We start from the raw sequence: 25,966 nt of genomic DNA, 5'->3' as shown, positions 1-25,966 counted from the left end.
GCCCCGGTTCGGTGGACTGCGGTGGACGCCTGTGCCCCCTGGGGGCGGCGAGGCGTCTCGGACGAGCGCCCACACTATCGGGAGAACCAAAAGGGGCGGCGCGAAGCGTCTCGATGAGGGGCGGTGGACGGGCGACGGGTGGGCATGACGGCGGCCCGCCGCCTGTGGACAACCCACCTGCGACGGGCCGTTCACAACCTGCCCATGGACCCTGTACGACCGCTCAGACCACGGCCTTCTTCAGCCGGCGGCGCTCGCGCTCGGACAGGCCGCCCCAGATCCCGAAGCGCTCGTCGTTGTTGAGGGCGTATTCGAGGCACTCGGAGCGGACCTCACAGGCGAGGCAGACCTTCTTGGCCTCGCGGGTGGATCCGCCCTTCTCGGGGAAGAAGGACTCGGGGTCGGTCTGGGCGCACAGCGCGCGCTCCTGCCAGCCGAGTTCCTCGTCCGCGTCGTCGACCAGCAGTTGCTGCACCAGCTCGGTCATGTGCGCCCCTCGTCTGTCTTTCGCGTCCCCGTGATGTAGCCGTTACCGATTTCGGCTGAACGACACGAGTGAAATTACAAGTGTGCTGCTCCGGGCGAGTCAAGCCGAGATCTGCTATTGGGCCCCTTATTCACTCTGCGGAACCAAGGCCTTGCGGAAAGTGTTCAAATCGGCATAAACCTTGACAAGCAGATGGGGCCCGGGAGGGTCTCCGACCCCGCAGCCAGCTTTCGGACCTGTACGGGGAAGGACGCCCAGAAGTTCGATCTCGTTCCGCACGCGCGCGCATGAATGCGGCCTGTGCGCCCGGTTGTGCGCCATGTGTCCCGATGGGCGTATGAACAAACCTTTCGCCTCGGAGATGAACCGGATGAGGTGAAACATGTCCCACATGCCGGGCGTCGAGTTGACAGTGAAGGTGTGAACCGCTGTCCTTGTGGGCATGCTCGCGAACTTGGCACTCACCTCGACCCGCACCGCCGGGTCCCTCGGTGCTGTCCGCGCTCGCTGTAGCTGTTGTTGCTGTTCCAGCTGTTGAGCCATACCTGCTCCAGCTGTCGGCCGAGTCGTCCGTGAACCGGGCGGGACCCGGCCTCCGTTCCCTCTGACCTTCTTTCACTGAGGAACCACCGCACTCCATGAACAGCGACAGCGACCTCCAGATCGCCGGCGACATCCTCGAAGTTCCGCACCTCCTCCGGGCCCCCAGCGAGCACCCGGCCACCGTCGCCGACTTCGTGGGCCTGGCACGCTCCATCGCCGCCGACCGCGCGCAGTGGGCGCACCTCGTCCAGTACGACGCGACGACCCGCTGGTACCACCGGCTGCGTACCGGTCCCGGCTACGAGGTGTGGCTGCTGTCCTGGGTGCCCGGACAGGGCAGCGGGCTGCACGACCACGGCCGCTCCTCCGGTGTCCTGACGGTCCTGGAGGGCACGCTGACCGAGCGGACCGAGCGGGGCACGCGCGCGTTGGGGACGGGCTCGCAGCGGGTGTTCGCGCCGGGGTACGTGCACGAGGTGGTCAACGACGCCCTGGAGCCGGCCATAAGCCTGCACGTCTACTACCCGGGTCTGACGGAGATGCCGATGCACACGGCGTGCACGGCCCCCGCGACCTACGACGACGTGGACGTCGTAACCGCATGACGCGTTGTCGTACCCGCCTGCAAGACTTGCTCCCATGCGCATTGTGGTTCTGGCAGGCGGCATCGGTGGTGCCCGGTTCCTGCGCGGTCTGAAGCAGGCCGTGCCGGACGCGGACATCACGGTCATCGGCAACACCGGGGACGACATCCACCTCTTCGGGCTGAAGGTCTGCCCGGACCTCGACACGGTGATGTACACGCTCGGCGGCGGCATCAACGAGGAGCAGGGCTGGGGGCGGGCCGACGAGACCTTCCACCTCAAGGAGGAGCTCGCGGCGTACGGCGTCGGACCCGAGTGGTTCGGGCTCGGGGACCGGGACTTCGCCACGCACATCGTGCGGACGCAGATGATCGGCGCGGGGTATTCGCTCAGCGCGGTCACGGAGGCGCTGTGCGACCGGTGGAAGCCGGGCGTGCGGCTGATCCCGATGAGTGACGACCGCATCGAGACGCATGTCGCCGTCGAGGTCGACGGCGAGCGCAAGGCCGTCCACTTCCAGGAGTACTGGGTGCGGCTGCGGGCCTCGGTGCCGGCCGAGGCGATCGTGCCGGTGGGTGCGGAGCAGGCGAAGCCCGCGCCCGGAGTCCTGGAGGCGATCGCGGAAGCCGATGTCGTGCTGTTCCCGCCCTCCAACCCGGTCGTCTCCGTCGGCACCATCCTCGCCGTGCCCGGTATCCGCGAGGCGATCGCCGAGGCCGGGGTGCCGGTGGTGGGGCTGTCCCCCATCGTCGGGGACGCGCCCGTGCGCGGCATGGCCGACAAGGTGCTCGCGGCGGTCGGCGTGGAGTCGACGGCCGCGGCGGTCGCCGAACACTACGGCTCCGGGCTGCTGGACGGCTGGCTCGTGGACACCGTGGACGCGGGCGTGGTCGAGCGGGTCGAGGCCGCCGGGATCCGCTGCCGGGCCGTACCGCTGATGATGACCGACCTCGACGCGACCACGGAGATGGCCCGCCAGGCGTTGGCGCTGGCGGAGGAGGTGCGGGCGGTTTGAGCGAGGTGTCTGCCGAGGGCTATCGCGTCTGGGCCGTGCCCGGTCTTCCCGAGGTGCAGCGGGGCGATGACCTCGCCAAGCTGATCGCCGCCGCCGAGCCGGGGCTCGCCGACGGGGACGTGTTGCTGGTCACCTCGAAGATCGTGTCCAAGGCGGAGGGCCGGATCGTCGAGGCGGTCGACCGGGAGGCCGCCATCGACGCCGAGACCGTACGGGTCGTGGCGCGGCGTGGGGCGCTCAGGATCGTCGAGAACCGGCAGGGGCTCGTCATGGCCGCGGCCGGGGTCGACGCCTCCAACACCCCTTCCGGGACGGTCCTGTTGCTGCCCGAGGACCCCGACGCGTCCGCGCGGGCGATACGCGACGGACTCCGGGACGCTCTCGGCGTCGAGGTCGGCGTCGTCGTGACGGACACCTTCGGGCGGCCGTGGCGCGCGGGGCTCACCGACGTCGCGATCGGCGCCGCCGGGGTGCGGGTGCTCGACGACCTTCGCGGGGGCACGGACGGGTACGGCAATCCGCTCAGCGCGACCGTCGTGGCGACGGCCGACGAACTGGCCGCCGCCGGTGATCTCGTCAAGGGCAAGGCCGCCGGGCTGCCCGTCGCCGTCGTGCGCGGGCTGGCGCACGTGGTGGCCGAGGAGCACGGGAAGGGGGCACGGGCCATGGTGCGCGACGCGCGGGACGACATGTTCCGGCTGGGGACCTCGGAGGCGGTGCGGGAGGCGGTCACTCAGCGCCGTACCGTACGGGCCTTCACGGACGAGCCCGTCGATCCCGGAGCCGTACGGCGGGCCGTGGCCGCGGCGGTGACGGCGCCGGCTCCGCACCACACGACGCCGTGGCGGTTCGTGCTGCTGGAGTCGGAGGCGGCGCGGACCGAACTGCTGGACGCCATGCGGGACGCCTGGATCGGCGATCTGCGCCGGGACGGGAAGTCCGAGGAGTCCATCGCCAAGCGGGTGCGGCGGGGGGATGTGCTGCGCAAGGCGCCGTATCTGGTCGTGCCGTGTCTGGTGATGGACGGGTCGCATGCGTATGGCGACGCGCGGCGGGACGGGGCCGAGCGGGAGATGTTCGTGGTCGCCACGGGGGCCGGCGTGCAGAACTTCCTGGTCGCGCTGGCCGGGGAGCGGCTGGGGTCGGCCTGGGTGTCGTCGACGATGTTCTGCCGGGATGTCGTGCGGGAGGTGCTGGGGCTGCCGGAGGAGTGGGATCCGATGGGGGCCGTGGCGGTGGGGCATCCTGCGGAGGAGCCTCGGCCTCGGGCCGAGCGGGATGCGGGGGCGTTCATCGAGGTGCGGTGACGCACACCGGCTTGCGCCTACTCTCGTAGGGCTCCTCTCGTACCCCAGGGACTTCATTCGTGGCAGGACGGTTCGCTCCCCGGCCCACGCGTACGACCGTGCGCGGCGGGGAGGTCGTCGTGCCCGGTGCTCGGGCGGCCGTGGGCGCGGGGGCGGGGCGCGTGCGGACGTATGTGCCGGACGGGCCGGTCGATCTCGGGCTGGTGCTCGGGCCACTGCGGCGGGGGCCGGGGGATCCCACGTTCCGGGCTTTGCCGGACGGGTCCGTGTGGCGGGCCAGTCTCACGCCTGCGGGGCCGGGGACGCTGCGGGTTTCCGTCCACGACGGTGAGGTGCGCGGGGAGGCCTGGGGGCCGGGGGGCTCGTGGCTGCTGGAGCGGTTGCCCGAGTTGCTGGGAGCCGCCGATGATCCTTCTGTTTTCGCGCCTCGGCATCGGGTTGTCGCTCGTGCGTGGCATCGGCGGCCGGGGCTGCGGCTGACGCGGACCGGGCTGGTGCTGGAGTCGTTGGTTCCGTCGATTCTGGAGCAGAAGGTCACGACGGATGAGGCGTATCGGGCCTGGCGGTTGCTGGTGCGGAAGTTCGGGTCGCCGGCGCCCGGGCCTGCGGCGGGTGGGCGGTTGTGGGTGATGCCTCCGCCTCGGGAGTGGGCGTTGATTCCTTCGTGGGAGTGGCATCGGGCGGGGGTCGACAACAAGCGGGCCTCGACGATTCTGCGGGCTGTGCGGGTGGCCCGGCGGCTGGAGGAGGCCGTGGCTCTGGCGCCGGCTGACGCGCAGGCTCGGTTGGAGGTGGTGCCGGGGGTGGGGCCCTGGACTTCGGCGGAGGTTGTGCAGCGGAGTCATGGGGCGGCGGATGCGGTGACCGTGGGGGATCTGCATCTGCCGGGGATCGTGGGGTGGGCGTTGGGTGGGGATCGGGATGCGGATGATGCGGTGATGTTGTCGTTGCTGGAGCCGTATGCGGGGCAGCGGCATCGGGCGGCTCGGTTGATCTTGTTGAGTGGGCGGGTGCCGGGGCGGCGGGCGCCGCGGATGCCTCGGGGGGATATCGGGCGGTTGTGAGGGGGCGGGGTGTGGGGGTCGGCGTTGTCCCCGCGGCGGAGCCGCTGATGGATGTGGCTCGCCCCCGCCGCCCCTACCCGTCCCATCACCAGGGGCGCTGCCTCTTCGACCCCGCTGGGGGCTGCGCCCCAGACCCCCCTTCGGCCTGAACGGCCTCGTCCTCAAACGCCGGACGGGCTGACAGATGCCGGCCGGCGTTGGGGGGCTGGGGCGCACCCGTCCTACTGGTCCGAAGAGAACCGCACCGCCCCCGCCGGGATTCTCGCGTCGCACCACACGCGTATTCCGTCGCGGAGTTCGTTGTCGGGGCCGATGATCGCGCCGTCGCCGATGACCGTGCCCGTGAGGATGGAGCGTTCGCCTATGTGGGCTCGGGTTCCGATGAGGGAGTCGGTGATGACGGCGCCGGGTTCGATGACGGCTCCGGGGAGGATGGTCGAGCCGGAGACCCGGGCGCCTTCCGCCACCGACGCGCCCTCGCCCACCACCGTGCCGCCGGTCAGCTTCGCGTCGGGGGCGACCCTGGCCGTCGGGAGGATCAGACGGTCGCCGCAGCGGCCGGGGACCGCGGGGGACGGGGCCCTGCCCAGGACCAGGTCCGCCGAGCCCCGTACGAAGGCCGCCGGGGTACCCAGGTCCAGCCAGTAGGTCGAGTCGACCATGCCCTGCAGGTGAGCGCCCGCCGACAGCAGGTCGGGGAAGGTTTCGCGCTCCACCGATACCGGGCGGCCCGCCGGGATCGTGTCGATCACCGAGCGGCGGAAGACGTACGCACCCGCGTTGATCTGGTCGGTGACGATCTCCTCGGGGGTCTGGGGCTTCTCCAGGAAGGCCAGGACCTTGCCCGTCCCGTCCGTGGGGACCAGGCCGTAGGCCCGGGGGTCCGTCACCTTCGTCAGGTGCAGCGAGACGTCCGCACCCGTCCGTTCGTGTGTGTCCACCAGCGCCCTGATGTCCAGGCCCGTCAGGATGTCGCCGTTGAAGACCAGGACCGGATCGTCGGGGGCCGAGTGGAGGCGGGAGGCGACGTTGCGGATCGCCCCGCCCGTCCCCAGGGGCTCGTCCTCGGTGACGTATTCGATGGTCAGGCCCAGCGCGGAGCCGTCGCCGAAGTGGGGTTCGAAGACCTCGGCGAGGTAGGAAGTGGCCAGGACTATGTGGTCCACTCCCGCCGCTCTCGCTCTCGCCAGTTGATGCGTGAGGAACGGGACCCCGGCCGCGCGGACCATGGGCTTGGGCGTGTTGACCGTGAGCGGGCGCAGCCGGGTGCCTTTGCCGCCGACCAGGAGGATCGCTTCTGTCACCTGTCGTCTCTGCTTCCTGCCGGGACCGGCCGAACTGTCTTTCGGCCGGCCAGTGTATGCAGACCGTTGTGCGACGCCCTCGATGACCTGCGGCATTACGCCCTTGTCCCCCCGACGGCGATGGCCCGGCCCTCAGCGCCCCTGGTAACGGGCCGCGGTCGCGCGGGCCGAGCCGAGCTTGCGATAGAGCTGCCGGCCGGGGCACTCCGTGGAGAAGCCGTCCCGGTGGCCGGAGATCACATTGAGTCGAACGTTCCTTCCCTTGCGGTAGAGATTGCCACCGCCCGACTTCAGGTATGTCTTGCCGCGCGGATTGGCGCCGAAGAGGCCGAGCTTCCACGCGGTGAGCCTGGCGACGGCCCGCACCGCGGCGGCGGACGGCTTGGTGTAGCCGTAGGTGCCGAGGACGGCGATCCCCATGCTGTTGGTGTTGAAACCGAGCGTGTGTGCGCCGAGGACCGGCTTCGCCACGCCCCCGGCGCGGCCCTCGTAGATGTTTCCGCACTTGTCGACGAGGAAGTTGTAGCCGATGTCGCGCCAGCCCATGCTCCTGACGTGGTAGCGGTAGATACCGCGGATGAGGGAGGGAACCTGCGCACAGCGGTATCCGTTGCCGGTCGCCGTGTGGTGCACGAAGGCGGCCTTGACCCGCTTCGTGTAGACGAACTTCTTCTCCCGCAGCTTCTCGTCGGCGCCCCAGCCGCGCCGGGTGACGATGCGCGGACGTGGGCCGATCTTCGGCCTCGACTGCTGTTGCCGCGTCAGCTCGCCGGCGCGCAGGGCGTACAGCTCCTGTTCGGTCTCGCTCCGGTTCAGCGCCGGGATCTCGGTGGCACCGAGGGGCGCCAGGCCGGCGTTGGCGGCGGAGGCGTCCACGGCGGTGAGGGCCTCGGCGGGCTCGGCGGTCGGCGCGAGGTGGCGGGGAGGAGTTGCAGCGGAGGCTTCCTCCGTCGGCGCCTCTTCCCCCGGGTCGACCAGTTCCAGGCGCAGGCCTGACGGGAGCAAGGAAGCCGCCTGCTCACCGTCGGTGTCCGCGCGGACCCGTACCTCCACACCGTCCGAGTCGCCCACCCACAGCGGTGCGGTGGCGCCGCGGACGCGGCCGGAGGTGCGCTCGGCCGTGTCCGGGTCGGCGTAGTGGTCGGCGTTGTGCGTCTCGAGGTCCTGCCAGCCGGACCAGGTGGCCGAGTCGGTCGCGCGGGTGCGGACCTGGACGCGGCCGTGCAGTTGGGTGTCCGGGTTGTCCCAGACGACGCCGACGAGGGAGAAGTGCCGTACGTCCCGGCGGGTCAGGCCCTGTTCGGCGGCGGGGCCGAGCGAGCGGTCGCGGGTGAGGGGCGCGAGAGGCAGCGACTGGGTACTGCCGAGCGGTTCCGCGGCCGGCGCCTCTCTCGCGGTCGACGCCGGTCTCGCGGCCGCCGGGTTCGCCGCGGCTGCGGGCGGGGTCAGCGGAAGGGCGAGGGCGACCGCGCAGGTGACGCCGATCGAGGAAGCAAGGAGTCCACGCATGCCCCTGATCTTGGACATAGCCATATAAATCTGTCCATCGGGGAATTGACGGGCCGTCGGGCGGCATTGCGCCGAACCGGTGCCCCGGCCCTTCCGTGCACGCCTGTCCGCCCGCGTACGCTTCTGTGGGTGAACGCCACCGACCGCACCCCTGCCGACCTGCTGCGTTCCGCGCTCGCCGCGGACCCCGGACGCCCCCTGGTGACCTTCTACGACGATGCCACGGGCGAACGTGTCGAATTGTCCGTGGCCACCTTCGCCAATTGGGTGGCCAAGACCTCGAACCTCCTCCAGGGCGATCTCGCCGCCGCGCCCGGCGACCGGGTCGCGCTGTTGCTGCCCGCGCACTGGCAGACGGCGGTGTGGCTGCTGGCGTGTGCGTCGGTGGGGGTGGTCGCGGACGTCGGCGGGTCGCCTGCGGCGGCGGATGTCGTGGTGAGCGGGCCCGAGACGCTGGACGCGGCGGGCTCGTGCTCCGGGGAGCGGGTCGCGCTGGCCCTGCGGCCGCTGGGCGGGCGTTTCCCGCAGCCCCCGGCCGGGTTCGCCGACTACGCCGTGGAGGTGCCGAGCCAGGGGGATCGGTTTGCGCCGTTTGCCCCGGTCGACCCCGAGGAGCCCTCTCTGATCGTGGCCGGGCGGGAGTTCAGCGGGGCGGAGGTTGTGGAGCGGGCTCGGGCGGAGGCGACGGGGCTGGGGCTCACGGGGCCTGGTTCCCGACTGCTGTCCGGGCTGTCGTACGACACCTGGGAGGGGCTGAACGCCGGGTTGTACGGGCCGCTCGCCACGGGGGGTTCCGTGGTGTTGTGCCGGAACCTGGGGCAGTTGGGTGAGGAGGCTCTGGCCAAGCGGATCGAGAGTGAGCGGGTTACGGCCACTCGCCGTTGACGAGACTGCCCGTCGCCGGGTGCGGGTCGCGTGCGGCTGGTCGCGCCCACGCGGCGGAGCCGCATATTGATACAGCCTCGCGCCCCTCAGGGCATGCAGTCACCCGGATGGTTCAGTACCGGTCCCCTCGCACAGCCCCTCCAGGGCATGGTCGTAGAGCCAGCACGCTCTACGCCACGAGAGGGCTCCGCACGTGACCGACAGCGCAGGCACCCTCGGTCCTGGCGCAGGGGCGTCGGCCACCGGCAAGGGGCTCATACGGCGGCGTCGGCGGCGGTGGCTGCGATACACCGGGCTCGGCGTCGCCGTTGTCGTCGCCGGTGCGGCGGGAGCCGGGTGGGCCGCGTACGCCAAGCTCGACGGGAACATCACGCCGGACGACGCGGCGGCCGCCGAGCTCGCGCGGTACGAGAAGGAGCGGCCCACGGCGCTGGTGCGCGGGGCGCAGAACATCCTGCTGATCGGGTCGGACTCGCGGTCCGGGGACGGGAACGCCCGCTACGGGCGGGACTCGGGGACCGAGCGGTCCGACACGACGATCCTGCTGCACCTGCCCGCCGGCCGGCGCAGCGCCACCGCCGTCTCCCTCCCCCGCGACCTGATGGTCGACGTGCCGGCCTGTCTGCGCCCGGACGGCAGCCGTACCGAGCCCATGTTCGCGATGTTCAACTCCGCCTTCCAGACGGGCGGTTCGGCCTGCACGATCCGGACCGTCGAGAAGCTCACGGACATTCGTGTCGACCATCACATGGTCGTCGACTTCCACGGCTTCAAGGACATGGTGGACGCCGTCGACGGTGTTCAGGTGTGTCTGAAGGAACCGATCGACGACAAGGCCGCCAAGCTGAAGCTCCGCGCGGGGCGGGTGACGCTCAACGGGGAGCAGGCGCTCGGCTACGTGCGCGCCCGCAAGTCGCTAGGCGACGGCAGCGACACCGACCGGATGGACCGTCAGCAGCGATTTCTCGGGGCACTCGTCAACAAGGTCCAGAGCAATGACGTGCTGCTGAATCCCGTGAAGCTCTATCCCGTGCTGGACGCGGCCACTTCCTCGCTCACCACCGATCCGGATCTGGCGAGTCTGCGTGGTTTGTACGAACTCGTGCGCGGGCTGCGCGACATCCCCACCGAACGCGTGCAATTCCTCACGGTGCCGCGGGAGTCGTACACCTACAACGCCAATCGCGACCAGCTCGTGAAAGCCGAGGCGGAGCAGCTCTTCGAACGGTTGCGCAGGGACAAGCCGGTGGAAGTGACGGAGGAAGTCCCGGCGGAGAGCGCCGAGGATTCACCCGAGCAATCGAATGAGCAATCAGGCGACTACAGCGAGTACTCCTACGAGGACGATTACGACTATTCGTACGACGAGTACAGCGATGGATACGACAACGGGAAGGGCCGCGGGAAGCGCCCCGACGAACCCGCCGCCGACACCTCCCCCGCGCCCACCTTCCGCGGCAACACGGCCGCCGAGGACGCCTGCGGGTAAAGCATTCGCCAAGGCGATGAAGCGGTGTCAAAGCAAATGGGCGGATTGCCCAGTTGTAGGGACGTGGAAGCGACGTGGAATTTGTCACCGTCGTAACCTGTCGGCGAATTGGACGGCTAGTGTGAGCGATCCGGTGTACCCGGCCACTAGGACCGTCCTGGAGACCACGCACCGGCGAGACCGAGAGACCCGAGCGCCTTTGAGGGGGAAGGCGCCGCGTGGCCCCGACGGAGGATTCAGACAACCGTGGACGCGCAAGGCCGTGGGCGGGCGGAGAACATCGACCCCGCAGACCAGTGGGTACTCAATCCGAGCACAGGCGAATACGAACTGCGACTGAGCCCTTCCGTACCGCAGTCGGCCGTCCCCTCACCTCGTAGATCCGCGCCCTCCGCGCACCAGATGGGCGCGGGCGCACCCCGAAGCCGTACGGCGGCCCCCGTGGCCCCCGGCCGTGACGTCCCGCCGCCGCGCAGGCGCCGGGGCGCTCCGCCGGAGGAGCCGCTGCCGGGGCGGCGCGGGCGACGGCCGGTCAAGAAGAAGTCGAAGGCGAAGAAGGTCCTGCTCTGGACCGGCGGCACGATGGCGTTCGTGCTGGTCGCCGGGGCGGGCGCCGGGTACCTCTACATCCGGCACCTCAACGGCAACATCCAGTCCGTCTCCGACGACGGCGCGAGCACCGGTGGCTTCAGCAAGGACAAGGCCATCAACATCCTGCTGATCGGCACGGACAAGCGCACCGGCGCGGGCAACGAGAGCTACGGCGACTCCGGCAGCGTCGGGCACGCCGACACCACGATCCTGCTGCACGTCTCCAAGGACCGCACCAACGCGACCGCGCTGAGCATCCCGCGCGATCTGATCGTCGACGTCCCCGACTGCCCGACCACGCAGGAGGACGGCACCACCAAGACCATCGACGGCACGGACGGCGTCCGCTTCAACACGAGCCTGGGCCAGGACGAACGTACGCCCAGCTGCACCATGCGGACCGTCACCGAGCTCACCGGGATCAAGCCCGACAACTTCATGGTGGCCGACTTCAACGCGGTCAAGACGCTGACCACGGCGGTCGGCGGGGTCGATGTCTGCCTCGGCAAGGACATCAACGACCCGGACTCGCACCTGAACCTGAAGAAGGGCATGCAGCACATCTCGGGCGAGACGGCGCTCGCGTTCGTGCGCACCCGGCACGCGGTCGGGTTCGGCGGCGACCTGAGCCGGATCACGCTGCAGCAGAACTTCCTCAGCGCGCTGATGCGCAAGCTGAAGTCGAACGACACCCTGACCAACCCGGCGAAGATGATAAAGCTGGCTGAGGCGGGCACGAAGGCGCTGACCGTCGACTCCAAGCTCGACACCATCAGCAAGCTGAAGGACCTCGGTCTGGAGCTGGGCAAGCTCAACGTCAAGAACCTGACGTTCACCACGATCCCGGTGCTCGACAACCCGGCGGAGAAGGTGAAGGCGACCGTCGTCCTCAACGAGACGACGGCTCCCCAGGTCTTCGACATGATCAAGAACGACGTCTCGTTCACCGAGGTCAAGGCGGAGAAGAAGAAGGAGAAGGCCGCGGTCGCCGCCCGGCTCAAGGGCACCAAGTCCGCCGCCTCCGAGGTGCGGGTCCAGATCCTCAACGGCGGTGCCGCCGCGGGCAGTGCGCAGGCCGAGCTCGAGTACCTGCAGAACGAAGAGGGCGTGTCCAAGTCCGAGAACGCGGGCAACGCGGAGAAGACGCAGAGCAAGACCACGCTCGAGTACGACCCCGACCAGGCGGACCAGGCACGCCGGCTCGCCGCCATCCTGGGCCTGACCGGATCGCAGATGAAGCCGGGCGAGAGCGTGACCAACTCCCAGGGCCTGCCCACGATGACGCTGACGCTGGGCAAGGACTTCAAGGGTGCCGGGGTGAAGCTCGACTCCTCGTCGGGAGCGACCCCGGAGGGAGTTCAGAAGTCCACGGCGGACAAGGTCGAGTGCGCCAAGTGACCAGAAACCGTTCCGAGTTCGATGACTGATTGAGTGACTCGTTCGGTGACTTCCGTACTGGACGGATAGTGTGAGCGATCCAGCTGACCGCTATGCCCCGACGGAGGATTCGGACGCGTGGACGCACAGGGCCGTGGCCGGGCCGGCAATGTCGACCCGGCAGACCAGTGGGTACTCAATCCGAATACCGGCGAATACGAGCTGAGACTCACTCCCTCCGCGCCGCAGCCGACCGTCCCGGGGCCCCGTAGACCCGCGGCTCCCGTGGCCCCTGCCCCCTCGCGCCGGCGGGGCGCCGCACCCGACGGGCCGCCTCCGGGTCGGCGCGGGCGCCGGCCGGTGCAGAAGAAGCCGAAGCGGGCGAAGAAGGCCCTGCTGTGGACCGGCGGCACGATGGCCTTCCTGCTGGTCGGGCTGAGCGGCGCCGCCTACCTCTACTACGAGCACCTCAACGGCAACATCGAGTCCGTCCCCGACGACGGCGCCGGCACCGGCGGCTTCAGCAAGGACCGGGCGATCAACGTCCTGCTGATCGGCACCGACAAGCGCACCGGCTCGGGCAACGACGGCTACGGCGACAGCGGCAGCGCCGGGCACGCGGACACCACGCTGGTGCTGCACGTCTCCAAGGACCGTACGAACGCGACGGTGTTGAGCATCCCGCGCGACCTGATCACGGACATCCCGGACTGCCCGACGACGCAGGAGGACGGCTCCACCGAGGTCATCCCGGGCGAGACGGACGTCCGCTTCAACACGAGCCTCGGGCAGCAGGAGCGGACGCCGAGCTGCACCATGCGGGCCGTCACCGCGCTGACCGGGCTGGAGATGGACCACTTCATGGTGGCCGACTTCAACGCGGTCAAGACGCTGACCACGGCGGTCGACGGGGTCGAGGTGTGCCTCGCCAAGGACATCGACGACCCGGACTCCAAGCTGAATCTGCCGAAGGGCGAGCACACGCTGGCGGGCGAGGAGGCGCTGGCGTTCGTGCGGACGCGGCACTCCGTGGGCTTCGGCGGCGACCTGAGCCGGATCGAGCTGCAGCAGCAGTTCCTGAGCTCGCTGATGCGCAAGCTCAAGTCGAACGACACCCTGACCAGCCCGAACAAGATGCTGAAGCTGGCGGAGGCGGCCACCAAGGCACTGACCGTCGACTCCGAGATCGACACGATAAGGAAACTGGCCGACCTCGGCGGTGAGTTGAGCAAGTTCGAGACCAAGAACCTGACCTTCGCGACGGTGCCGGTGATCGACAACCCGACCGAGAAGGTGAAGGCGACCGTCGTCCTGCAGGAGCCGCAGGCCACGCAGTTGTTCTCGATGATCCAGGAAGACGTGTCCCTGACCGAGGTCAAGGCGCAGAAGAAGAAGGAGAAGGCCGCGGTCGCCGCCCGGCTGAAGGGCACCAAGTCCGCCGCCTCGGAGGTGCGGGTGCGCATCCTCAACGGCGGTGCGGCGGCGGGCAGCGCCCAGGCCCAACTCGTGTACCTGCAGAACGACGAGGGTGTGCTCAAGTCCGAGAACGCGGGCAACGCGGACACCGCGCTCAAGAAGACGACACTCGAATACGCGCCCGAACAGGCCGACCAGGCGCGTAGGCTCGCCGCCATCATGGGTCTGTCGGGCTCGGCGATGAAGCCGGGCGAGAGTGTGGCCAACTCCCAGGGTCTGCCCGCCATGACCCTGACCCTGGGCAAGGACTTCAAGGGCGCCGGCGTTTCACTGACCACTCCGACGACGGTGCCGGACGAGGTTCAGAAGTCGACGGCCGACAAGGTTGAGTGCGCGAAGTGACCTAACGGGTCCGGCACGCGTCTGACTATGCGCAGAACTTGTCCGGGACGGATGTTACGAGGGGGTACATCCGATCGGGCCTGTCGATGGTCCAACAGACGCGGGGGACCCCGTGTGTCCGGCGCAGGGTGGGGAGGCAGGGGTATGGCGCAGAGTGGTGTGCGCGGAGGCAGATCGCGGCACGAGCCCGGTGAGCTGGTCCAGGAGGAGCGTCCGCGGACGCAGACGGGCGGCGGCGACGGGGACGGGGGCGGTGACCAGGGTGGCGGGCGGGGTGGCAGTCATCGGCGCGGCAAGCGACGACGTGGGGGCCGGCGGGTGCTCCGCTGGTCCGCGATCGTCCTTGCGGTACTGATACTTGTCTCGGCCGGGGCCGGATACCTCTACTACCGCCATCTGAACGGCAACATCGACACGGGCAACCGCAACAACGGCGAGTCCGACGTGGAGAAGACGAAGCCCAACTCGGCGGGGCAGACGCCGATCAACATCCTGCTGATCGGCTCCGACAGCCGTAACTCCGCGGAGAACGTGAAGCTCGGCGGCAGCAAGTCGAGCGTCGGCAGCAAGCCCCTGGCCGACGTGCAGATGCTGGTCCACCTCTCGGCGGACCGCAAGAGCGCGTCCATGGTGAGCATCCCGCGCGACACCCGGGTGGACATACCGAAGTGCACCGACCCGGACACCGGGGAGACGTACCCGGCGAAGAACACCCTCATCAACGAGTCGCTGCAACGCGGCGGTCCGGGCTGCACGCTGGCCACCTGGCAGAACCTGACCGGTGCCTACATCGACCACTGGATGATGATCGACTTCGCCGGTGTGGTCGACATGGCGGACGCCATCGGCGGTGTCCCGGTCTGTGTGAAGCAGAACGTGTGGGACCACCCGACGGCGGCGGTGCCCGGCGGCTCCGGCCTGAAGCTGAAGGCCGGCACCACGAAGGTGAAGGGCAAGAAGGCGCTGCAGTGGCTGCGCACCCGGCACGCCTGGGGCAGCGACCCGCTCAGGGCCAAGGCGCAGCACATGTACCTGAACTCGATGATCCGCACGCTCAAGAGCCAGAACGTCTTCACCGACGCCCCCCGGCTGCTGGGCCTGGCCGAGGCGGCCACCAAGGCCCTGACGGTGTCCGAGGAGATCGGCACCGGCAAGGAGCTGTACGACCTGGCCATGCAGCTCAAGACGGTCCCGACGAACCGCATCACCTCGACGACGATGCCGTCGATCGAGGACTACCAGAACAAGGACCATCTGCTGCCCAAGCCGGACGACGCCGACAAGATGTGGGCGATGCTCCGTGACGACGTGCCCTTCGACAAGAACGGCAAGGCGACCAGCGCGTCCGCCTCGCCCAGCCCGTCGGCGTCGAAGAGCGGTCCGGCCGCCGCGCCGGCCGCGGGGCTGTCGGTCACCGTCGTCAACGGCACGGCCGGTGACGACCAGGCTCCGGTGTCCGGGCGGGCCAGCGCGATCGCCACCGTCCTGCAGGGCAAGGGCTTCACCAAGGCCGGAGCCATCACCACGCAGGATCCGCGGACGCGGACGCAGGTGACATACCCGGAGAGCACGGGGGCGCAGGGCAAGGCGAACGCGGTCTCGGTCGCGGAGGCGCTCAACATCCCGAGCAGCCAGGTGCGTTCGGCGGCCGACGCCACCACCACGGTGGTGACCATCGGCAGCGACTGGCGCGAGGGGAACAGCTACCCCGAGCAGGACACCCCCGAGGCCGGCGACCTGCCGGACAGTGCGGACGCGATCAACGGGTCGGAGAAGGACGCCTGCATGCCGGTGTACGCGCCGTACGTGTGGTGAAGCCGGGGGCCGCGCTCTCAGGAGCGCGGCCTCACGCGTTGTTGAGGACCGCCGGCCGCCGCGAGGCGATGACCCGCTTGGCGAGCGAGCGCGGGCTGGTCAGGAAGCCCCAGCCCCACGTCATGTGCATCGTGGCCAGCGCGACGGGGATCTGCAGCCGGGCCTTCAGCGGCAGCCCCCTGCCCGCGGGCAGGGACCCGAGGACGATCGCCGCGAGGTAGCCGCCGGGGATCACGAAGCCCCACGGGGTGAGTGCGGCGCCCACCACGATCCCGGCCGCGATCGCGCACACGGCGGTCGGCGGGGCGAGGTAGCGCAGGTTGATGGAGCCCTCGTGGTAGCGGGCGACGACGTGCCGCCAGCGGCCGTAGTTCTTGTACTGCTTGGCGAGGGCCTTCACCGAGGGCCTCGGGCGGTACGACACCTTCAGCTCGGGCGAGAACCAGATCAGTCCGCCCGCCTCGCGGATCCGGAAGTTGAGCTCCCAGTCCTGGGCACGGATGAACTCCTCGTTGTAGCCGCCCTGCTGCTCAAGGGCCTCGCGCCGGAAGACGCCGAGGTAGACGGTCTCGGCCGCGTGGGCCTCGCCGCCGGTGTGGAAGGCGGCGTTGCCGACGCCGATCTTCGAGGTCATGGCGGCGGCGACCGCGTGCTCCCAGTCGTTCTCGCCCTGGGCATGCATGATGCCGCCGACGTTCTGCGCGCCGGTCTCCTCCAGGAGCCGTACGGCGGTCGCGATGTAGTTGGGCGAGAGGATGCCGTGGCCGTCGACGCGGACGACGATCGGGTGGCGGGAGGCCTTGATCGCGGCGTTGAGGGCGGCGGGCGTGCGGCCGGTGGGGTTCGGGACGGTGTGCACGCGGGGGTCTTCACTGACGAGCTCGGCGGCGATCTCGTCCGTACGGTCCGTGGACGGACCGAGGGCGATCACGACCTCCATCTCGCCGGCGTACTCCTGCGCGAGGATCGCTTGGACGGCTCCGCGCAGATGCCGCTCCTCGTCGAGGACGGGCATGATCACAGAAACGGCGGGGAGTCGCACGTCGGGCTTGGCGTTCATAGGGGGCTCACGTTACCGCGAACGGGGGACACGGATGCGCCCCGCCCGGGGCGGTGCCGGTCGTCGCAGATCGTATGGGCCTACGGTGCTCACGATCCCACGTTCGGCCCCAGCGGAGGTGTCCTCCCATGCCCACGCCGCCCCGCCGCTCCCCCGCCGCCCGTCCACAGCGCCGACCGCAGCCGGCCCGCTCGCCGCGACCCCCCGTACGGCGGAAGCGGCCGCGCTGGGCCATGCGGGCGGTGACCACGGTGTCCGTGGTGGTGCTCGCGTCCGCCGGCATCGGTCACTCGGTGGTCACCAGCCTGGACGCGGACATCGCCCGGGTCGACCCGTTCAAGGACATGAAGAACCGGCCGAGAGCCGGGCACGGGATGAACGTCCTGCTCGTCGGCACCGACGGACGGGACAAGATCACCGAGGCCGAGCGGCAGAAGTACCGGCTCGGCGGCGCCCCCTGCCACTGCACCGACACGATCATGATCGTGCACATCTCGGAGGACCGGGAGCGGGCGAGCGTGGTGAGCCTGCCGCGCGACTCGTACGCCATGACGCCCCCGCACCTCGACCGGACCACGGGGAAACGTCACGGCGGACACCCCGTCAAGATCAACGCGGCGTACGCGGAGGGCGGCCCGAACCTGACCGTGCGCACGGTCGAGCACATGACCCACGTGAAGATCGACCACTATCTGGAGGTCGACTTCACCAGCTTCATGAAGACCGTGGACGTGCTCGGCGGCGTCGAGATCTGCAACGCCGACCCGCTGAAGGACGCGTACACCGGACTCGACCTGGCGGCCGGCCGGCACCGGCTGATGGGCGGGCAGGCCCTGCAGTACGTCCGCTCGCGGCACGTCGACGGGGCCTCGGACCTCGGCCGGATGAAGCGCCAGCAGCGCTTCCTCGCCGCGCTGATCGACCGGACCACCTCCTCCGGGATCCTGCTCAACCCGATGAAGTTCCGGGACATCACGCGGGCCGTGCTGGGCTCCGTACGGGCCGACAAGGGCTTCGGCACGGACGAGCTGCTGGACCTCGGGCGGGCGATGCGGAACTTCTCCCCCTCCTCGTCGGAGTTCACCACCGTGCCGATCGGGACGATGGGATACGCCGTGAAGGGAGTCGGTTCCACGCTGAAATGGGACCCGAAGAAGTCCGAGCGACTCTTCAGGGCCCTGCGTGACGACAAGCCGCTGGCCGCGCACAAGCCGAAGAGCAAGGCGCTGCGGGTGGCCGTGGCCCCGCAGCAGATCCGTGTCCAGGTGGAGAACGGGACGGCCACCGGCGGGCTCGGCAAGCGGGTGGACGCGGCGCTCGCGGCGACCGGGTTCCGTACGACGCGGATGCCGGTGAACGCCGCCGACCGCACGCAGAAGCGGACCGTCGTCGCCTACGACCCCCGCTGGGACCGTTCGGCGAAATCGATCGCCGCCGCGCTGCCCGGGAGCGAGTTGCGGGCGGTGAAGGGGCAGGGGGCGACGCTGAAGGTGATCGTCGGCGCCGACTACAAGCAGGTCAGGAAGGTGCGGGCCGAGGACGAGTACCAGGGCGAGTTCGGGGTGGTGACGGGGGACGAGGTGGGGTGCGCGTGACCCGTCGCTAGTCGTCGAGTCCCTCGGCCGCCCGCTTCTCCCTCAGTTCTACGATCGCCCGCCGCCGCGCCAGTCGATGGGTGCGGCGGATCTGGGCCTCCTGGTAGCGCCGCTCGTCCTTCTCCGTCTCCGGGAGCACCGGCGGCACCCGGCGCGGCTTGCCGTCGGCGTCGACCGCGGCGAAGACGAGGTAGGCGGAGCCGACCTGGGTGGCCGGGGTGGACTCGTTCCAGCGTTCGGCGAGGACCCGTACCCCGACCTCCATCGAGGTCCGGCCGGTCCAGTTGACCTGGGCCTTCACATGGACGAGGTCGCCGACGCGGACCGGCTCCAGGAAGGCCATCTCGTCCATGGACGCGGTGACGGCGGGTCCGCCGCTGTGCCGGCCGGCCACCGCTCCCGCCGCGTCGTCCACGAGTTTCATGATCACGCCGCCGTGCACGGTCCCCAGAAGGTTGGTGTCCGCCTGGGTCATGATGTGGCTGAGCGTGGTCCGGGACGCCGAGGTGGGCCTGCCGGGGATATCCGGAGTGTCCGATTCCGCCGCGGCGGCCTGGTCTGTCATGGCCTCCACCTTATGCCGAGGTGACATCTGCGGACTTTGTGTTGGGTTCGCAACAGCGGTGCCCTGATTTTCCTACGACCCTTGTAAAGGACACAGCCGTTCCCTGCACACTGGGCCCATGAACGATTGGCCCGAGGCATGGTCCGACGACAACCGCGGCAACCGGTACGGACGCGGCAGCGCAGGCGCACAGCCTGAGAGCGCCCGTGTCATGCGGCAGGTCCGCCGTCCCGCCTCGGGCGGCTACGGGGGCTCCAACCCCTCCGCCCCGCCGTACGGCAACGGCGTCCCGCAGCAGCCGTCGTACGTCAACGGCAGCGGTGACGGCTCTTACGACGGGCACGGCGGCGGATACGACAGCGGCTACAACACCGGCCAGGTCTACGGCGCGCCCGGCGGCGGCGACCACGGCGGACCGGGCGACCCGGGCGGCCGGGGTCCGCGGCCCGCGCCGAACTGGCGCAAGCGCATCAAGTGGACCGCGATCACCGTGGTGACCGTGCTGGTCGCGACGACCATCGGCACGTACTTCTGGGCCGACTCCAAGCTCAACCGCGACGTCGACCTGTCCAAGGTCATCGACCGACCGGAGACGGGCGAGGGCACGAACTACCTCATCGTCGGCTCCGACAGCCGCGCCGGCATGTCCGCCGAGGAGAAGAAGAAGCTGCACACCGGCTCCGCCGAGGGCAAGCGCACCGACTCGATGATGATCCTGCACACCGGCAGCAACGGCGACACGCTGATCTCGCTGCCGCGTGACTCGAACGTCGAGATCCCGACGTACAAGGGCTCCGAGTCCGGCAAGACCTACGAGGGCACCGGCCGGCAGGTGAAGCTGAACGCCGCCTACGCCGAGGACGGCCCCGAGCTGCTGGTGCGGACCGTCGAGTACAACACCGGTCTGCACATCGACCACTACGTCGAGATCGGCTTCGCCGGCTTCGCGAACATCGTGGACGCGGTGGGCGGCGTCGAGATCGAGATCCCGAAGGGCGGCATGAAGGACACCAAGTCCGGCGCCGACTTCGAGGCGGGCAAGCAGACCCTGAACGGCGAGCAGGCCCTCGCCTTCGTGCGCACCCGGTACGCGCTGGCGGGCTCCGACCTGGACCGTACGAAGAACCAGCAGAAGTTCCTCAACGCGCTGGCCAACCAGGTCGCCACGCCGAGCACGATCCTCAACCCCTTCAAGCTCTACCCGACGATGGGTGCGGGCCTGGACTCGCTGGTCGTCGACAAGGACATGGGCCTGTACGACCTGGCCAAGATGTTCTGGGCGATGAAGGGCGTCAACGGCGGCGACGGCAAGTCGATGAACATGCCGACCTCCGGCTCCGTCAACGGCAACCTCATCTGGGACAAGACGAAGCTGAAGACGCTGGTGGACGAGCTGAAGAACGACGAGAAGGTCACGGTCTCCGACTGAGGGCTGAGCAAGGCTGAGGACTGAGCACGGCCGGGCCGGCCGGATCTGGCGGGACCCGGCCGGCCCGTCCCGGGGGAGCCTTCGTCACCTGCGTCCGGCGACGATCCTCGGGTGCTTCTCGACGCGCCAGCCGCCGGCGTCGTAGCCGAAGTTCTGCACGACCAGCTGCGGCGCGGCAAAGTTCGTGCCGTTGCCGCCGTTGAGGGACTCCCAGACCCCGGCGTTGCCGAAGCCGATGATGTCGGCGCGGCGGTCGCCGGTGAGGTCAGCGAGGAAGCGCGGGTGCCGCTCGACACGCCAACCGCCCGCGACGTAGGCGAAGTTGGCGACTGTGAGCTGCGGGGCCTGGAAGGTGCCGTTGCCGTTGTTCAGGGCCACCCACACGCCCGCGTCCCCGAAGCCCACGATGTCCGCGCGGCCATCGCCCGTCACGTCCGCCAGGAAGCGCGGGTGCTTCTCCGTGCGCCAACCGCCCGCCGAGTAGCCGAAGTTGCCCACGGCCAGCTCCCGAACCCGACGATGTCCGCCCGGCCGTCACCCGTCAGGTCCGCGAGGAAGCGCGGGTGCCGCTCCACGCGCCAACCCCCGGCGTCGTAGCCGAAGTTCTGCACCACCAGCTGCGGAGCCTGGAAGGTGCCGTTGCCGTTGTTGCGGGACACCCACACGCCGGCGTTCCCGAAGCCCACGATGTCCGCCCGGCCGTCACCCGTCACGTCCGCCAGGAAGCGCGGATGCCGCTCCACGCGCCAACCCCCGGCGTCGTAGCCGAAGTTCTGCACCACCAGCTGCAGAGCCTGGAACGTGCCGTTGCCATTCCCGAACCCGACGATGTCCGCCCGGCCGTCACCCGTCAGGTCCGCGAGGAAGCGCGGGTGCCGCTCCACGCGCCAACCCCCGGCGTCGTAGCCGAAGTTGTTCACGACCAGCTGCAGAGCCTGGAACGTTCCGTTGCCGTTGTTGCGGGACGTATAGACACCCGCGTTGCCGAAGCCGACGATGTCCGCCCGGCCGTCACCCGTCAGGTCCGCGAGGTAGCGCGGGTGTTTCGATGTGCGCCAACCGCCTGCCGCGTAGGCGAAGTTGTTCACGACGAGCTGGGGCCCCTGGAAGGTGCCGTTGCCGTTGTTCAGGGACACCCACACGCCCGCGTCGCCGAAGCCCACGATGTCCGCGCGGCCGTCGCCCGTCAGATCCGCGTCGACCGTCGTGTCGGCAGGGAAGACCAGGGGGCTCGTGACGGCGCGGAAGGCGTTGACGCGGCCGCGGCCGAGGAGTCCGGCGAAGCCGGGGTTGGCGGCGTCCACGTCGTCGCAGGTGCTCTCGACGATACGGCGGACCTGGTCGCCGGTGAGTTCGAGGTTGCGGGCCCAGACCAGGGCGGCGACGCCGGCGGCGTGCGGGGAGGCCATCGAAGTGCCGTTCAGGAAGCGGTAGTTGCCGCCGAGGTACGTCGACCAGATGTTGACGCCGGGTGCGGCGACGTCGACGTTGGTGCCGAAGTTGGAGAAGCCGGCCTTGGTGTTGTTCGAGTCCAGGGCGGCGACCGCGATGACCTCGGGATAGACGCCGGGGTACTGCGGGGTGACGTCGGTGTTCCTGCCGTCGTTGCCCGCGGCGAAGCAGATCAGGACGCCCGCGGCGGTCGCGTCCCGGACGGCCGTACGGATGCCCGCGTGGTCGCCGCTGGTGCGCCAGCTGCAGTTGACGACGTAGCGGCGGTCGGGGTGGGCCAGGGCCTGGGCGCGGACGTAGTTGATGGCGTCGGCGCGGTTGTCGTTCATGCCTGCGGTCAGGTTGATGCGCAGCGGCATGATGCGGCAGCCGGGAGCGGCTCCGATGACGCCGATCTTGTTGTCGACCGCGGCGATGGTGCCGGCGACATGGCTGCCGTGGCCGTCGTCGTCCTCGGGCACGCCGTCGCCCGCGTCGGCGAAGTCCCAGTCCTCCGAGCCGCGGGACAGGAAGTTGTCCTTGAGGTCGGGGTGGTCGAGGTCGGCGCCGGTGTCGATGACGGTGACGATGACGTTCGGGTCGCCGCGGGTGTGGTCCCAGGCGTCCGAGACGCTGATGTCGACGCCGGCGGTGCCGCCGATGCCGCCGACGGCCTGGCCGGTGTTGCGCATGCCCCACAGACGGTCGAAGTCCGGGTCGTCGGGCAGGTAGGGCAGCGCGTCGTTGAACCCGGCCTCGGAGGGCTCGGCGAACCGCACCTCGTCCAGCTCGCTGAACTCCTTGATGGTGGCGAAGAGTTCGTGGCCCTCGGGGACCTCCAGGGTGTAGGCCCCGGGGGTGCGGCGGGCGACGGCGACGCTGCTGCCGTGCTCGGAGATGAGCTGCTCGGCGCGCTCCCGGGTGACGTCGGGGCGGAACTGGACGGAGAGCTCGCCGGGTACGAAGTACCGTGACGCGCCGTTCTCGTCGATCATCACCGGCAGGGATCCGACGACCTCCGGTTGTTCCTGGAGTGCGGCCGCGTCCGTGTGGGCGGCCGGGTTGATGTACACCGCGGCGAAACCGCGGTCCAGGTTGTAGCCCTGGCTGACGGAGAGCAGCGGTGCGGCCTCGACCAGGCCGGTGAGGGTGTCCCCCGTGGCGTCGGCCGGCAGCCGCACCATCGCCTCGCTGTCCGACGGCCGGAAGGTCCTGCGCTTGCCACTCGCTTTGTCGACGTAGCTGAACTCGTCGTTGCCGGAATTTCCGGATGATTCCGGGCGTGCTGTGCTCATGACGTGCCCCCGTTGAAGCTTGAGAAGTGCCCCCGTTGCGGGCGACCCCGGTCAGAACGCCGGACGGTCGCGACCCATGCGGGACCACACTGCTCCTCGGGTCCCAGGGCGCCTAGGGCCGTGTCCGGGAAGGCGCCGCAGATACGCCGACTGACCCCACCGGTGCCGCCGCCCGCGGCGTAGCGGCGCCAGACCGCCCGTTCCCTACGCCCGCTTTCCCTGCGCGAGCAGGGCGACGTGGGGCAGCGCCAACTCCCCGTCGGTCACGGCGAATTCGGCACTCAGCCGCTCGTACTCCCGCCGGATCCGTACGACGGTCTCCGGCTCCTGCGAGGTGACGACGAGCCCGATGGTGGCGACCCCGCCCGCGGCGCCGCCCCACCACTCCTCGACGGTGGCCCGGTGGTCCCAGGCGAGTTCGGCCGCCTCCGCCGCCACGAACCCGGCCTCGCCCAGCAGCTCGGCGAGCCCGTCCGCCGTACGGACGAAGTCCTCCCTCAGATCCAGCCGCGGCAGACAGGACGGCGGTACGGCCCCCGCCGCCTCGCAGGCCCGCCCGAGCAGGTCCTGCCCGGCTCCGCGCCGCGCGCCCCACGTCGTCAGCGCGACGCTCCCGCCCGGCCTCAGTACGCGTCGCAGTTCGGCGAGGGCGGCGCGGGGGCGGCCGACGTGGTTGAGGACGAAGTTGCCGATGACGGCGTCGAACTCACCGTCCCTGTAAGGGAGTTCGGGCAGGGCGGCGACACGCGCATCGACCCCGCGTTCCCGTGCCGCGGCCACCATCCCCGCGTCGGCGTCCACCGCACGCACGCGTGCCCCGCGCTCCAGGGCCGCGAGGGCCGCCGTACCGGTCCCGGTACCGGCGTCGAGGACGTACGACCCCGCCCCGACCCCGGCCGCGTCCAGCAGCGCCCCGACCGGGTGGGCGCACAGCCGGGCGAAGCTCGCGGCGTACGCCTCCACCCTCCCCTCCCACATCCCGCGCTCGGCGGCGTCGAAGGCCTCGGTCGCATCCGTCATGCGCCCAGCCTGCCCCAAGCATGATCGAGGGCACCCGAGTGGGTGCCCTCGACCACGGTCAGACGAGCGGCGTCACATCGCCATGCCCGCCATCGCGCGACAGGTCTCCATACAGCGACGACACGCCTCCGCGCAGCGCATCATCTGGGGATCGTCCGGCATCGCCATACACGCCTCGGCGCACATCTCGCACGCCTTGGCGCACATCGCGCACATCTCCGCCGACATGGGCGAGCGGCGCATCATCATGTCCGCGCACATCCGGGTCGTCTCGGCGCAGTCCATGAGCGCGCGCATGATCTGCATCTGGGCCTGGCCGCCCATCTGCATGCAGGAGCTCATGGTCTCCTCGCAGACGCTGTGGCAGTCCATGCACGCGGCGACGCAGTCCTGCATCTCCTTGCTCATCGCGGTCATGCTTCCGGCCTGGGTCATGGCTCCTCCTGGGGGATGCGGGAGCCCGAGCGGGCCCCGTGCCCTTCCGTCCTACGCCCGCCACCGCCCCGGCGCCATCGGGCGGACGGGAACAATCCGTCCCGAATGTCTCAGCGTCGATGCGCCACGGCCTTCACCCCTCCTCCAGAGCCGCGTGACCGTTGGGCCGATCGACTGGCCTTCAAGATCGTTTATTCCGGATCAGGAATAGTCCGGAGTCGGCGTGGACGAGCCGTGATGCATTCCATAGCGTCGTTCCCGAAGAGCCCCGACCGGGCGGAAGGCAAGGGGGCACCACGGCACGCGAGGACCTGACGCGCCTTACCGGCAAGTTCGGCGGACCCAATTGCGATGACGACGACTGCCCGAACGTGTACCGCTCGGCGAGTGGCTCCATCGTGGTCCAGGGAAACGTCTCCGACGCCTTCCCGCCACCCCACGGCGAGGGCCTCGTAGAGATCTCGTAAGCGGTACTCAAGGAGGCGTCTATCTGGAACGGCCTGCCTACCTGTCCCTGGCTGTGGTGGCTTGCTCACCGAACCCGGCCGCTCCCGAACTGGCCTGCCCGCTCAGGTAGCAGAGACCGTGCGGATCTTATAGACCATCCCGTTGATGACCTGCCGGTCGTCCTTCCTCGGCCTGCCGGTCACAACCCAGGGCAGGAGCGGAGCAAGTAACTCCCGCTCTTGATCGGTGAGTTCATGTCGACGCACCCCGCCATGATCCGCCAGTAGGCGATCTTCGACGATGCGGACGCAGGACCCGCACAATCGTGGTGTGACCGACATCGTCGAAGCCGCCTGGCACCAGATCCTGACCACTGTCGGCGAGCCCTCCCCGCCGGAGGACACGCCGCTCCTGGGGCCGTTCACCGAGATGGTGCGGGTGGCGTATGCCGAGCCGCAGCTACGCCGGCTCTACCCGTGGACCGGTATGTGGGAGCTGCACTTCAGCAGGTGCACTGAGTTCCGCCCCACCTGGGACATCCCCTACATCGGCGCACTGGGAGACGGCCGGTACTACGTGGAAGGGCCGAGCCGGAGCAGCCCGCGGATCGCCGAGACAGATAGCGCACAGGCCGCGGTAACGATGGTCATCGAGCGACTGCCGGCGCACTGCGGCCCGGCCTTCGTTGGCAGTGCGGAGGAACTGGCCGCTTACGAAAGGGCACGAGACAGCAGGTAGGAGCATCCCGTCACCACGATCGAAGTGCTGACCTGGGAAGCAATGATCGATAGTTCTCATGATCCGCGCGGTTCTCCGCCCCATGCGCCCTGATTGCGCCCTCGGAGCCAGTTGCTGCGGAGGCTGAGACAACGCGCGTCATGGGAGATCGAAGGGGCCTCCC

General features: G+C 69.8%; 21 protein-coding genes. 12 read left to right on the top strand and 9 right to left on the bottom strand.

Annotated elements, in window-relative coordinates:
- Window positions 1-223 precede the first annotated feature (223 nt).
- Entirely contained in the window at window positions 224-487 is a 264-nt protein-coding gene (locus tag IG08_RS0119405) for a WhiB family transcriptional regulator (RefSeq protein WP_030603737.1), read from the bottom strand.
- 638 nt (window positions 488-1,125) lie between these two features.
- On the opposite strand from IG08_RS0119405, the gene IG08_RS0119400 reads away from it, so the two are divergent.
- The 4 genes from IG08_RS0119400 to IG08_RS61395 are packed head-to-tail and all read left to right on the top strand — an operon-like array spanning window position 1,126 to window position 5,000.
- The gene (locus IG08_RS0119400) at window positions 1,126-1,635 is read left to right on the top strand and encodes a cysteine dioxygenase (protein WP_030603734.1); all 510 of its coding nucleotides are present in this window, start codon (window positions 1,126-1,128) and stop codon (window positions 1,633-1,635) included.
- Window positions 1,636-1,669: 34 nt separating this feature from the next.
- The gene (cofD, locus tag IG08_RS0119395; protein WP_030603731.1) at window positions 1,670-2,629 is read left to right on the top strand and encodes a 2-phospho-L-lactate transferase; all 960 of its coding nucleotides are present in this window, start codon (window positions 1,670-1,672) and stop codon (window positions 2,627-2,629) included.
- On the top strand, window positions 2,626-3,936 hold the full coding sequence (locus IG08_RS0119390; protein ID WP_030603729.1) for a coenzyme F420-0:L-glutamate ligase: 1,311 nt from the start codon (window positions 2,626-2,628) through the stop codon (window positions 3,934-3,936). The genes cofD and IG08_RS0119390 overlap by 4 nt, the downstream gene beginning before the upstream one ends.
- 59 nt (window positions 3,937-3,995) lie before the next feature.
- Window positions 3,996-5,000 carry a DNA-3-methyladenine glycosylase family protein gene (locus IG08_RS61395; RefSeq protein WP_030603726.1) on the top strand — a complete coding sequence of 335 codons (1,005 nt, stop codon included), beginning with the start codon at window positions 3,996-3,998 and terminating at the stop codon, window positions 4,998-5,000.
- Between the two features lie 221 nt (window positions 5,001-5,221).
- Here IG08_RS61395 and manB read toward each other — a convergent pair whose 3' ends face one another.
- Together manB and IG08_RS0119375 are read right to left on the bottom strand one after the other, a co-directional pair.
- Complete coding sequence (gene manB / locus IG08_RS0119380) at window positions 5,222-6,304, bottom strand: mannose-1-phosphate guanylyltransferase (protein WP_030603721.1); 1,083 nt, start codon at window positions 6,302-6,304, stop codon at window positions 5,222-5,224.
- A 132-nt stretch (window positions 6,305-6,436) separates the two neighbouring features.
- Window positions 6,437-7,813, bottom strand: a complete 1,377-nt coding sequence (locus IG08_RS0119375; protein ID WP_234342914.1) for a peptidoglycan recognition protein family protein — start codon at window positions 7,811-7,813, stop codon at window positions 6,437-6,439.
- Between the two features lie 129 nt (window positions 7,814-7,942).
- On the opposite strand from IG08_RS0119375, the gene IG08_RS0119370 reads away from it, so the two are divergent.
- The 5 genes from IG08_RS0119370 (at window position 7,943) to IG08_RS0119350 (ending at window position 15,788) form a co-directional block, all read left to right on the top strand.
- Window positions 7,943-8,698: a TIGR03089 family protein gene (locus IG08_RS0119370; protein WP_030603715.1), complete on the top strand. Its 756-nt coding sequence runs from the start codon at window positions 7,943-7,945 to the stop codon at window positions 8,696-8,698.
- Between the two features lie 193 nt (window positions 8,699-8,891).
- Window positions 8,892-10,187 (top strand): LCP family protein, encoded by a 1,296-nt coding sequence (locus tag IG08_RS54295; RefSeq protein WP_052424786.1) that lies wholly within the window; start codon window positions 8,892-8,894, stop codon window positions 10,185-10,187.
- Between the two features lie 246 nt (window positions 10,188-10,433).
- A complete protein-coding gene (locus tag IG08_RS0119360; RefSeq protein WP_078655654.1) occupies window positions 10,434-12,176 on the top strand; it encodes an LCP family protein in 1,743 nt (580 codons plus the stop codon).
- Between the two features lie 117 nt (window positions 12,177-12,293).
- On the top strand, window positions 12,294-13,973 hold the full coding sequence (locus tag IG08_RS0119355) for an LCP family protein (RefSeq protein WP_030603707.1): 1,680 nt from the start codon (window positions 12,294-12,296) through the stop codon (window positions 13,971-13,973).
- Between the two features lie 144 nt (window positions 13,974-14,117).
- Window positions 14,118-15,788: an LCP family protein gene (locus IG08_RS0119350; protein ID WP_078655653.1), complete on the top strand. Its 1,671-nt coding sequence runs from the start codon at window positions 14,118-14,120 to the stop codon at window positions 15,786-15,788.
- Between the two features lie 31 nt (window positions 15,789-15,819).
- Here the strand turns inward: IG08_RS0119350 and IG08_RS0119345 are convergent, their stop codons facing one another.
- Entirely contained in the window at window positions 15,820-16,848 is a 1,029-nt protein-coding gene (locus IG08_RS0119345) for a glycosyltransferase family 2 protein (RefSeq protein WP_030603702.1), read from the bottom strand.
- A 128-nt stretch (window positions 16,849-16,976) separates the two neighbouring features.
- Here IG08_RS0119345 and IG08_RS0119340 point away from each other — a divergent pair, with 128 nt between their 5' ends.
- Entirely contained in the window at window positions 16,977-18,443 is a 1,467-nt protein-coding gene (locus IG08_RS0119340; protein ID WP_078655652.1) for an LCP family protein, read from the top strand.
- A gap of 7 nt (window positions 18,444-18,450) precedes the next feature.
- Here the strand turns inward: IG08_RS0119340 and IG08_RS0119335 are convergent, their stop codons facing one another.
- A complete protein-coding gene (locus IG08_RS0119335) occupies window positions 18,451-19,008 on the bottom strand; it encodes an acyl-CoA thioesterase (RefSeq protein WP_030603695.1) in 558 nt (185 codons plus the stop codon).
- Between the two features lie 118 nt (window positions 19,009-19,126).
- Here IG08_RS0119335 and IG08_RS0119330 point away from each other — a divergent pair, with 118 nt between their 5' ends.
- Window positions 19,127-20,437 carry an LCP family protein gene (locus tag IG08_RS0119330; protein WP_030603694.1) on the top strand — a complete coding sequence of 437 codons (1,311 nt, stop codon included), beginning with the start codon at window positions 19,127-19,129 and terminating at the stop codon, window positions 20,435-20,437.
- 84 nt (window positions 20,438-20,521) lie between these two features.
- On the opposite strand, the gene IG08_RS59110 is transcribed toward IG08_RS0119330, so the two are convergent.
- The 4 genes from IG08_RS59110 to IG08_RS0119315 form a co-directional block, all read right to left on the bottom strand.
- A complete protein-coding gene (locus IG08_RS59110) occupies window positions 20,522-20,935 on the bottom strand; it encodes an FG-GAP repeat domain-containing protein (RefSeq protein ID WP_052424785.1) in 414 nt (137 codons plus the stop codon).
- Window positions 20,866-23,163, bottom strand: a complete 2,298-nt coding sequence (locus tag IG08_RS59105; RefSeq protein WP_106980973.1) for a S8 family serine peptidase — start codon at window positions 23,161-23,163, stop codon at window positions 20,866-20,868. Before IG08_RS59105 ends, IG08_RS59110 begins: the two co-directional genes overlap by 70 nt.
- 204 nt (window positions 23,164-23,367) lie before the next feature.
- Window positions 23,368-24,183: a class I SAM-dependent methyltransferase gene (locus IG08_RS0119320; RefSeq protein WP_030603692.1), complete on the bottom strand. Its 816-nt coding sequence runs from the start codon at window positions 24,181-24,183 to the stop codon at window positions 23,368-23,370.
- A gap of 72 nt (window positions 24,184-24,255) precedes the next feature.
- Window positions 24,256-24,618: a four-helix bundle copper-binding protein gene (locus IG08_RS0119315; protein WP_030603690.1), complete on the bottom strand. Its 363-nt coding sequence runs from the start codon at window positions 24,616-24,618 to the stop codon at window positions 24,256-24,258.
- A gap of 777 nt (window positions 24,619-25,395) precedes the next feature.
- On the opposite strand from IG08_RS0119315, the gene IG08_RS0119310 reads away from it, so the two are divergent.
- Window positions 25,396-25,803 (top strand): DUF6193 family natural product biosynthesis protein, encoded by a 408-nt coding sequence (locus IG08_RS0119310; RefSeq protein ID WP_234342913.1) that lies wholly within the window; start codon window positions 25,396-25,398, stop codon window positions 25,801-25,803.
- Window positions 25,804-25,966 lie beyond the last annotated feature (163 nt).

The sequence above is a fragment of the Streptomyces fulvoviolaceus genome (genome assembly GCF_000718165.1).
Taxonomy (GTDB): Bacteria; Actinomycetota; Actinomycetes; order Streptomycetales; family Streptomycetaceae; genus Streptomyces; species Streptomyces fulvoviolaceus.
This window is presented reverse-complemented; position numbering and strand designations above follow the sequence as displayed.

What these genes read in the sequence shown, in the direction of transcription:
- IG08_RS0119405 (WP_030603737.1), bottom strand. Translation starts at nt 487, where the DNA reads ATGACCGAGCTGGTGCAGCAACTGCTGGTCGACGACGCGGACGAGGAA.
- IG08_RS0119400 (WP_030603734.1), top strand. Translation starts at nt 1,126, where the DNA reads ATGAACAGCGACAGCGACCTCCAGATCGCCGGCGACATCCTCGAAGTT.
- cofD (WP_030603731.1), top strand. Translation starts at nt 1,670, where the DNA reads ATGCGCATTGTGGTTCTGGCAGGCGGCATCGGTGGTGCCCGGTTCCTG.
- IG08_RS0119375 (WP_234342914.1), bottom strand. Translation starts at nt 7,813, where the DNA reads ATGCGTGGACTCCTTGCTTCCTCGATCGGCGTCACCTGCGCGGTCGCC.
- IG08_RS0119350 (WP_078655653.1), top strand. Translation starts at nt 14,118, where the DNA reads ATGGCGCAGAGTGGTGTGCGCGGAGGCAGATCGCGGCACGAGCCCGGT.
- IG08_RS0119345 (WP_030603702.1), bottom strand. Translation starts at nt 16,848, where the DNA reads ATGAACGCCAAGCCCGACGTGCGACTCCCCGCCGTTTCTGTGATCATG.
- IG08_RS0119340 (WP_078655652.1), top strand. Translation starts at nt 16,977, where the DNA reads ATGCCCACGCCGCCCCGCCGCTCCCCCGCCGCCCGTCCACAGCGCCGA.
- IG08_RS0119335 (WP_030603695.1), bottom strand. Translation starts at nt 19,008, where the DNA reads ATGACAGACCAGGCCGCCGCGGCGGAATCGGACACTCCGGATATCCCC.
- IG08_RS0119330 (WP_030603694.1), top strand. Translation starts at nt 19,127, where the DNA reads ATGAACGATTGGCCCGAGGCATGGTCCGACGACAACCGCGGCAACCGG.
- IG08_RS59105 (WP_106980973.1), bottom strand. Translation starts at nt 23,163, where the DNA reads ATGAGCACAGCACGCCCGGAATCATCCGGAAATTCCGGCAACGACGAG.
- IG08_RS0119320 (WP_030603692.1), bottom strand. Translation starts at nt 24,183, where the DNA reads ATGACGGATGCGACCGAGGCCTTCGACGCCGCCGAGCGCGGGATGTGG.
- IG08_RS0119315 (WP_030603690.1), bottom strand. Translation starts at nt 24,618, where the DNA reads ATGACCCAGGCCGGAAGCATGACCGCGATGAGCAAGGAGATGCAGGAC.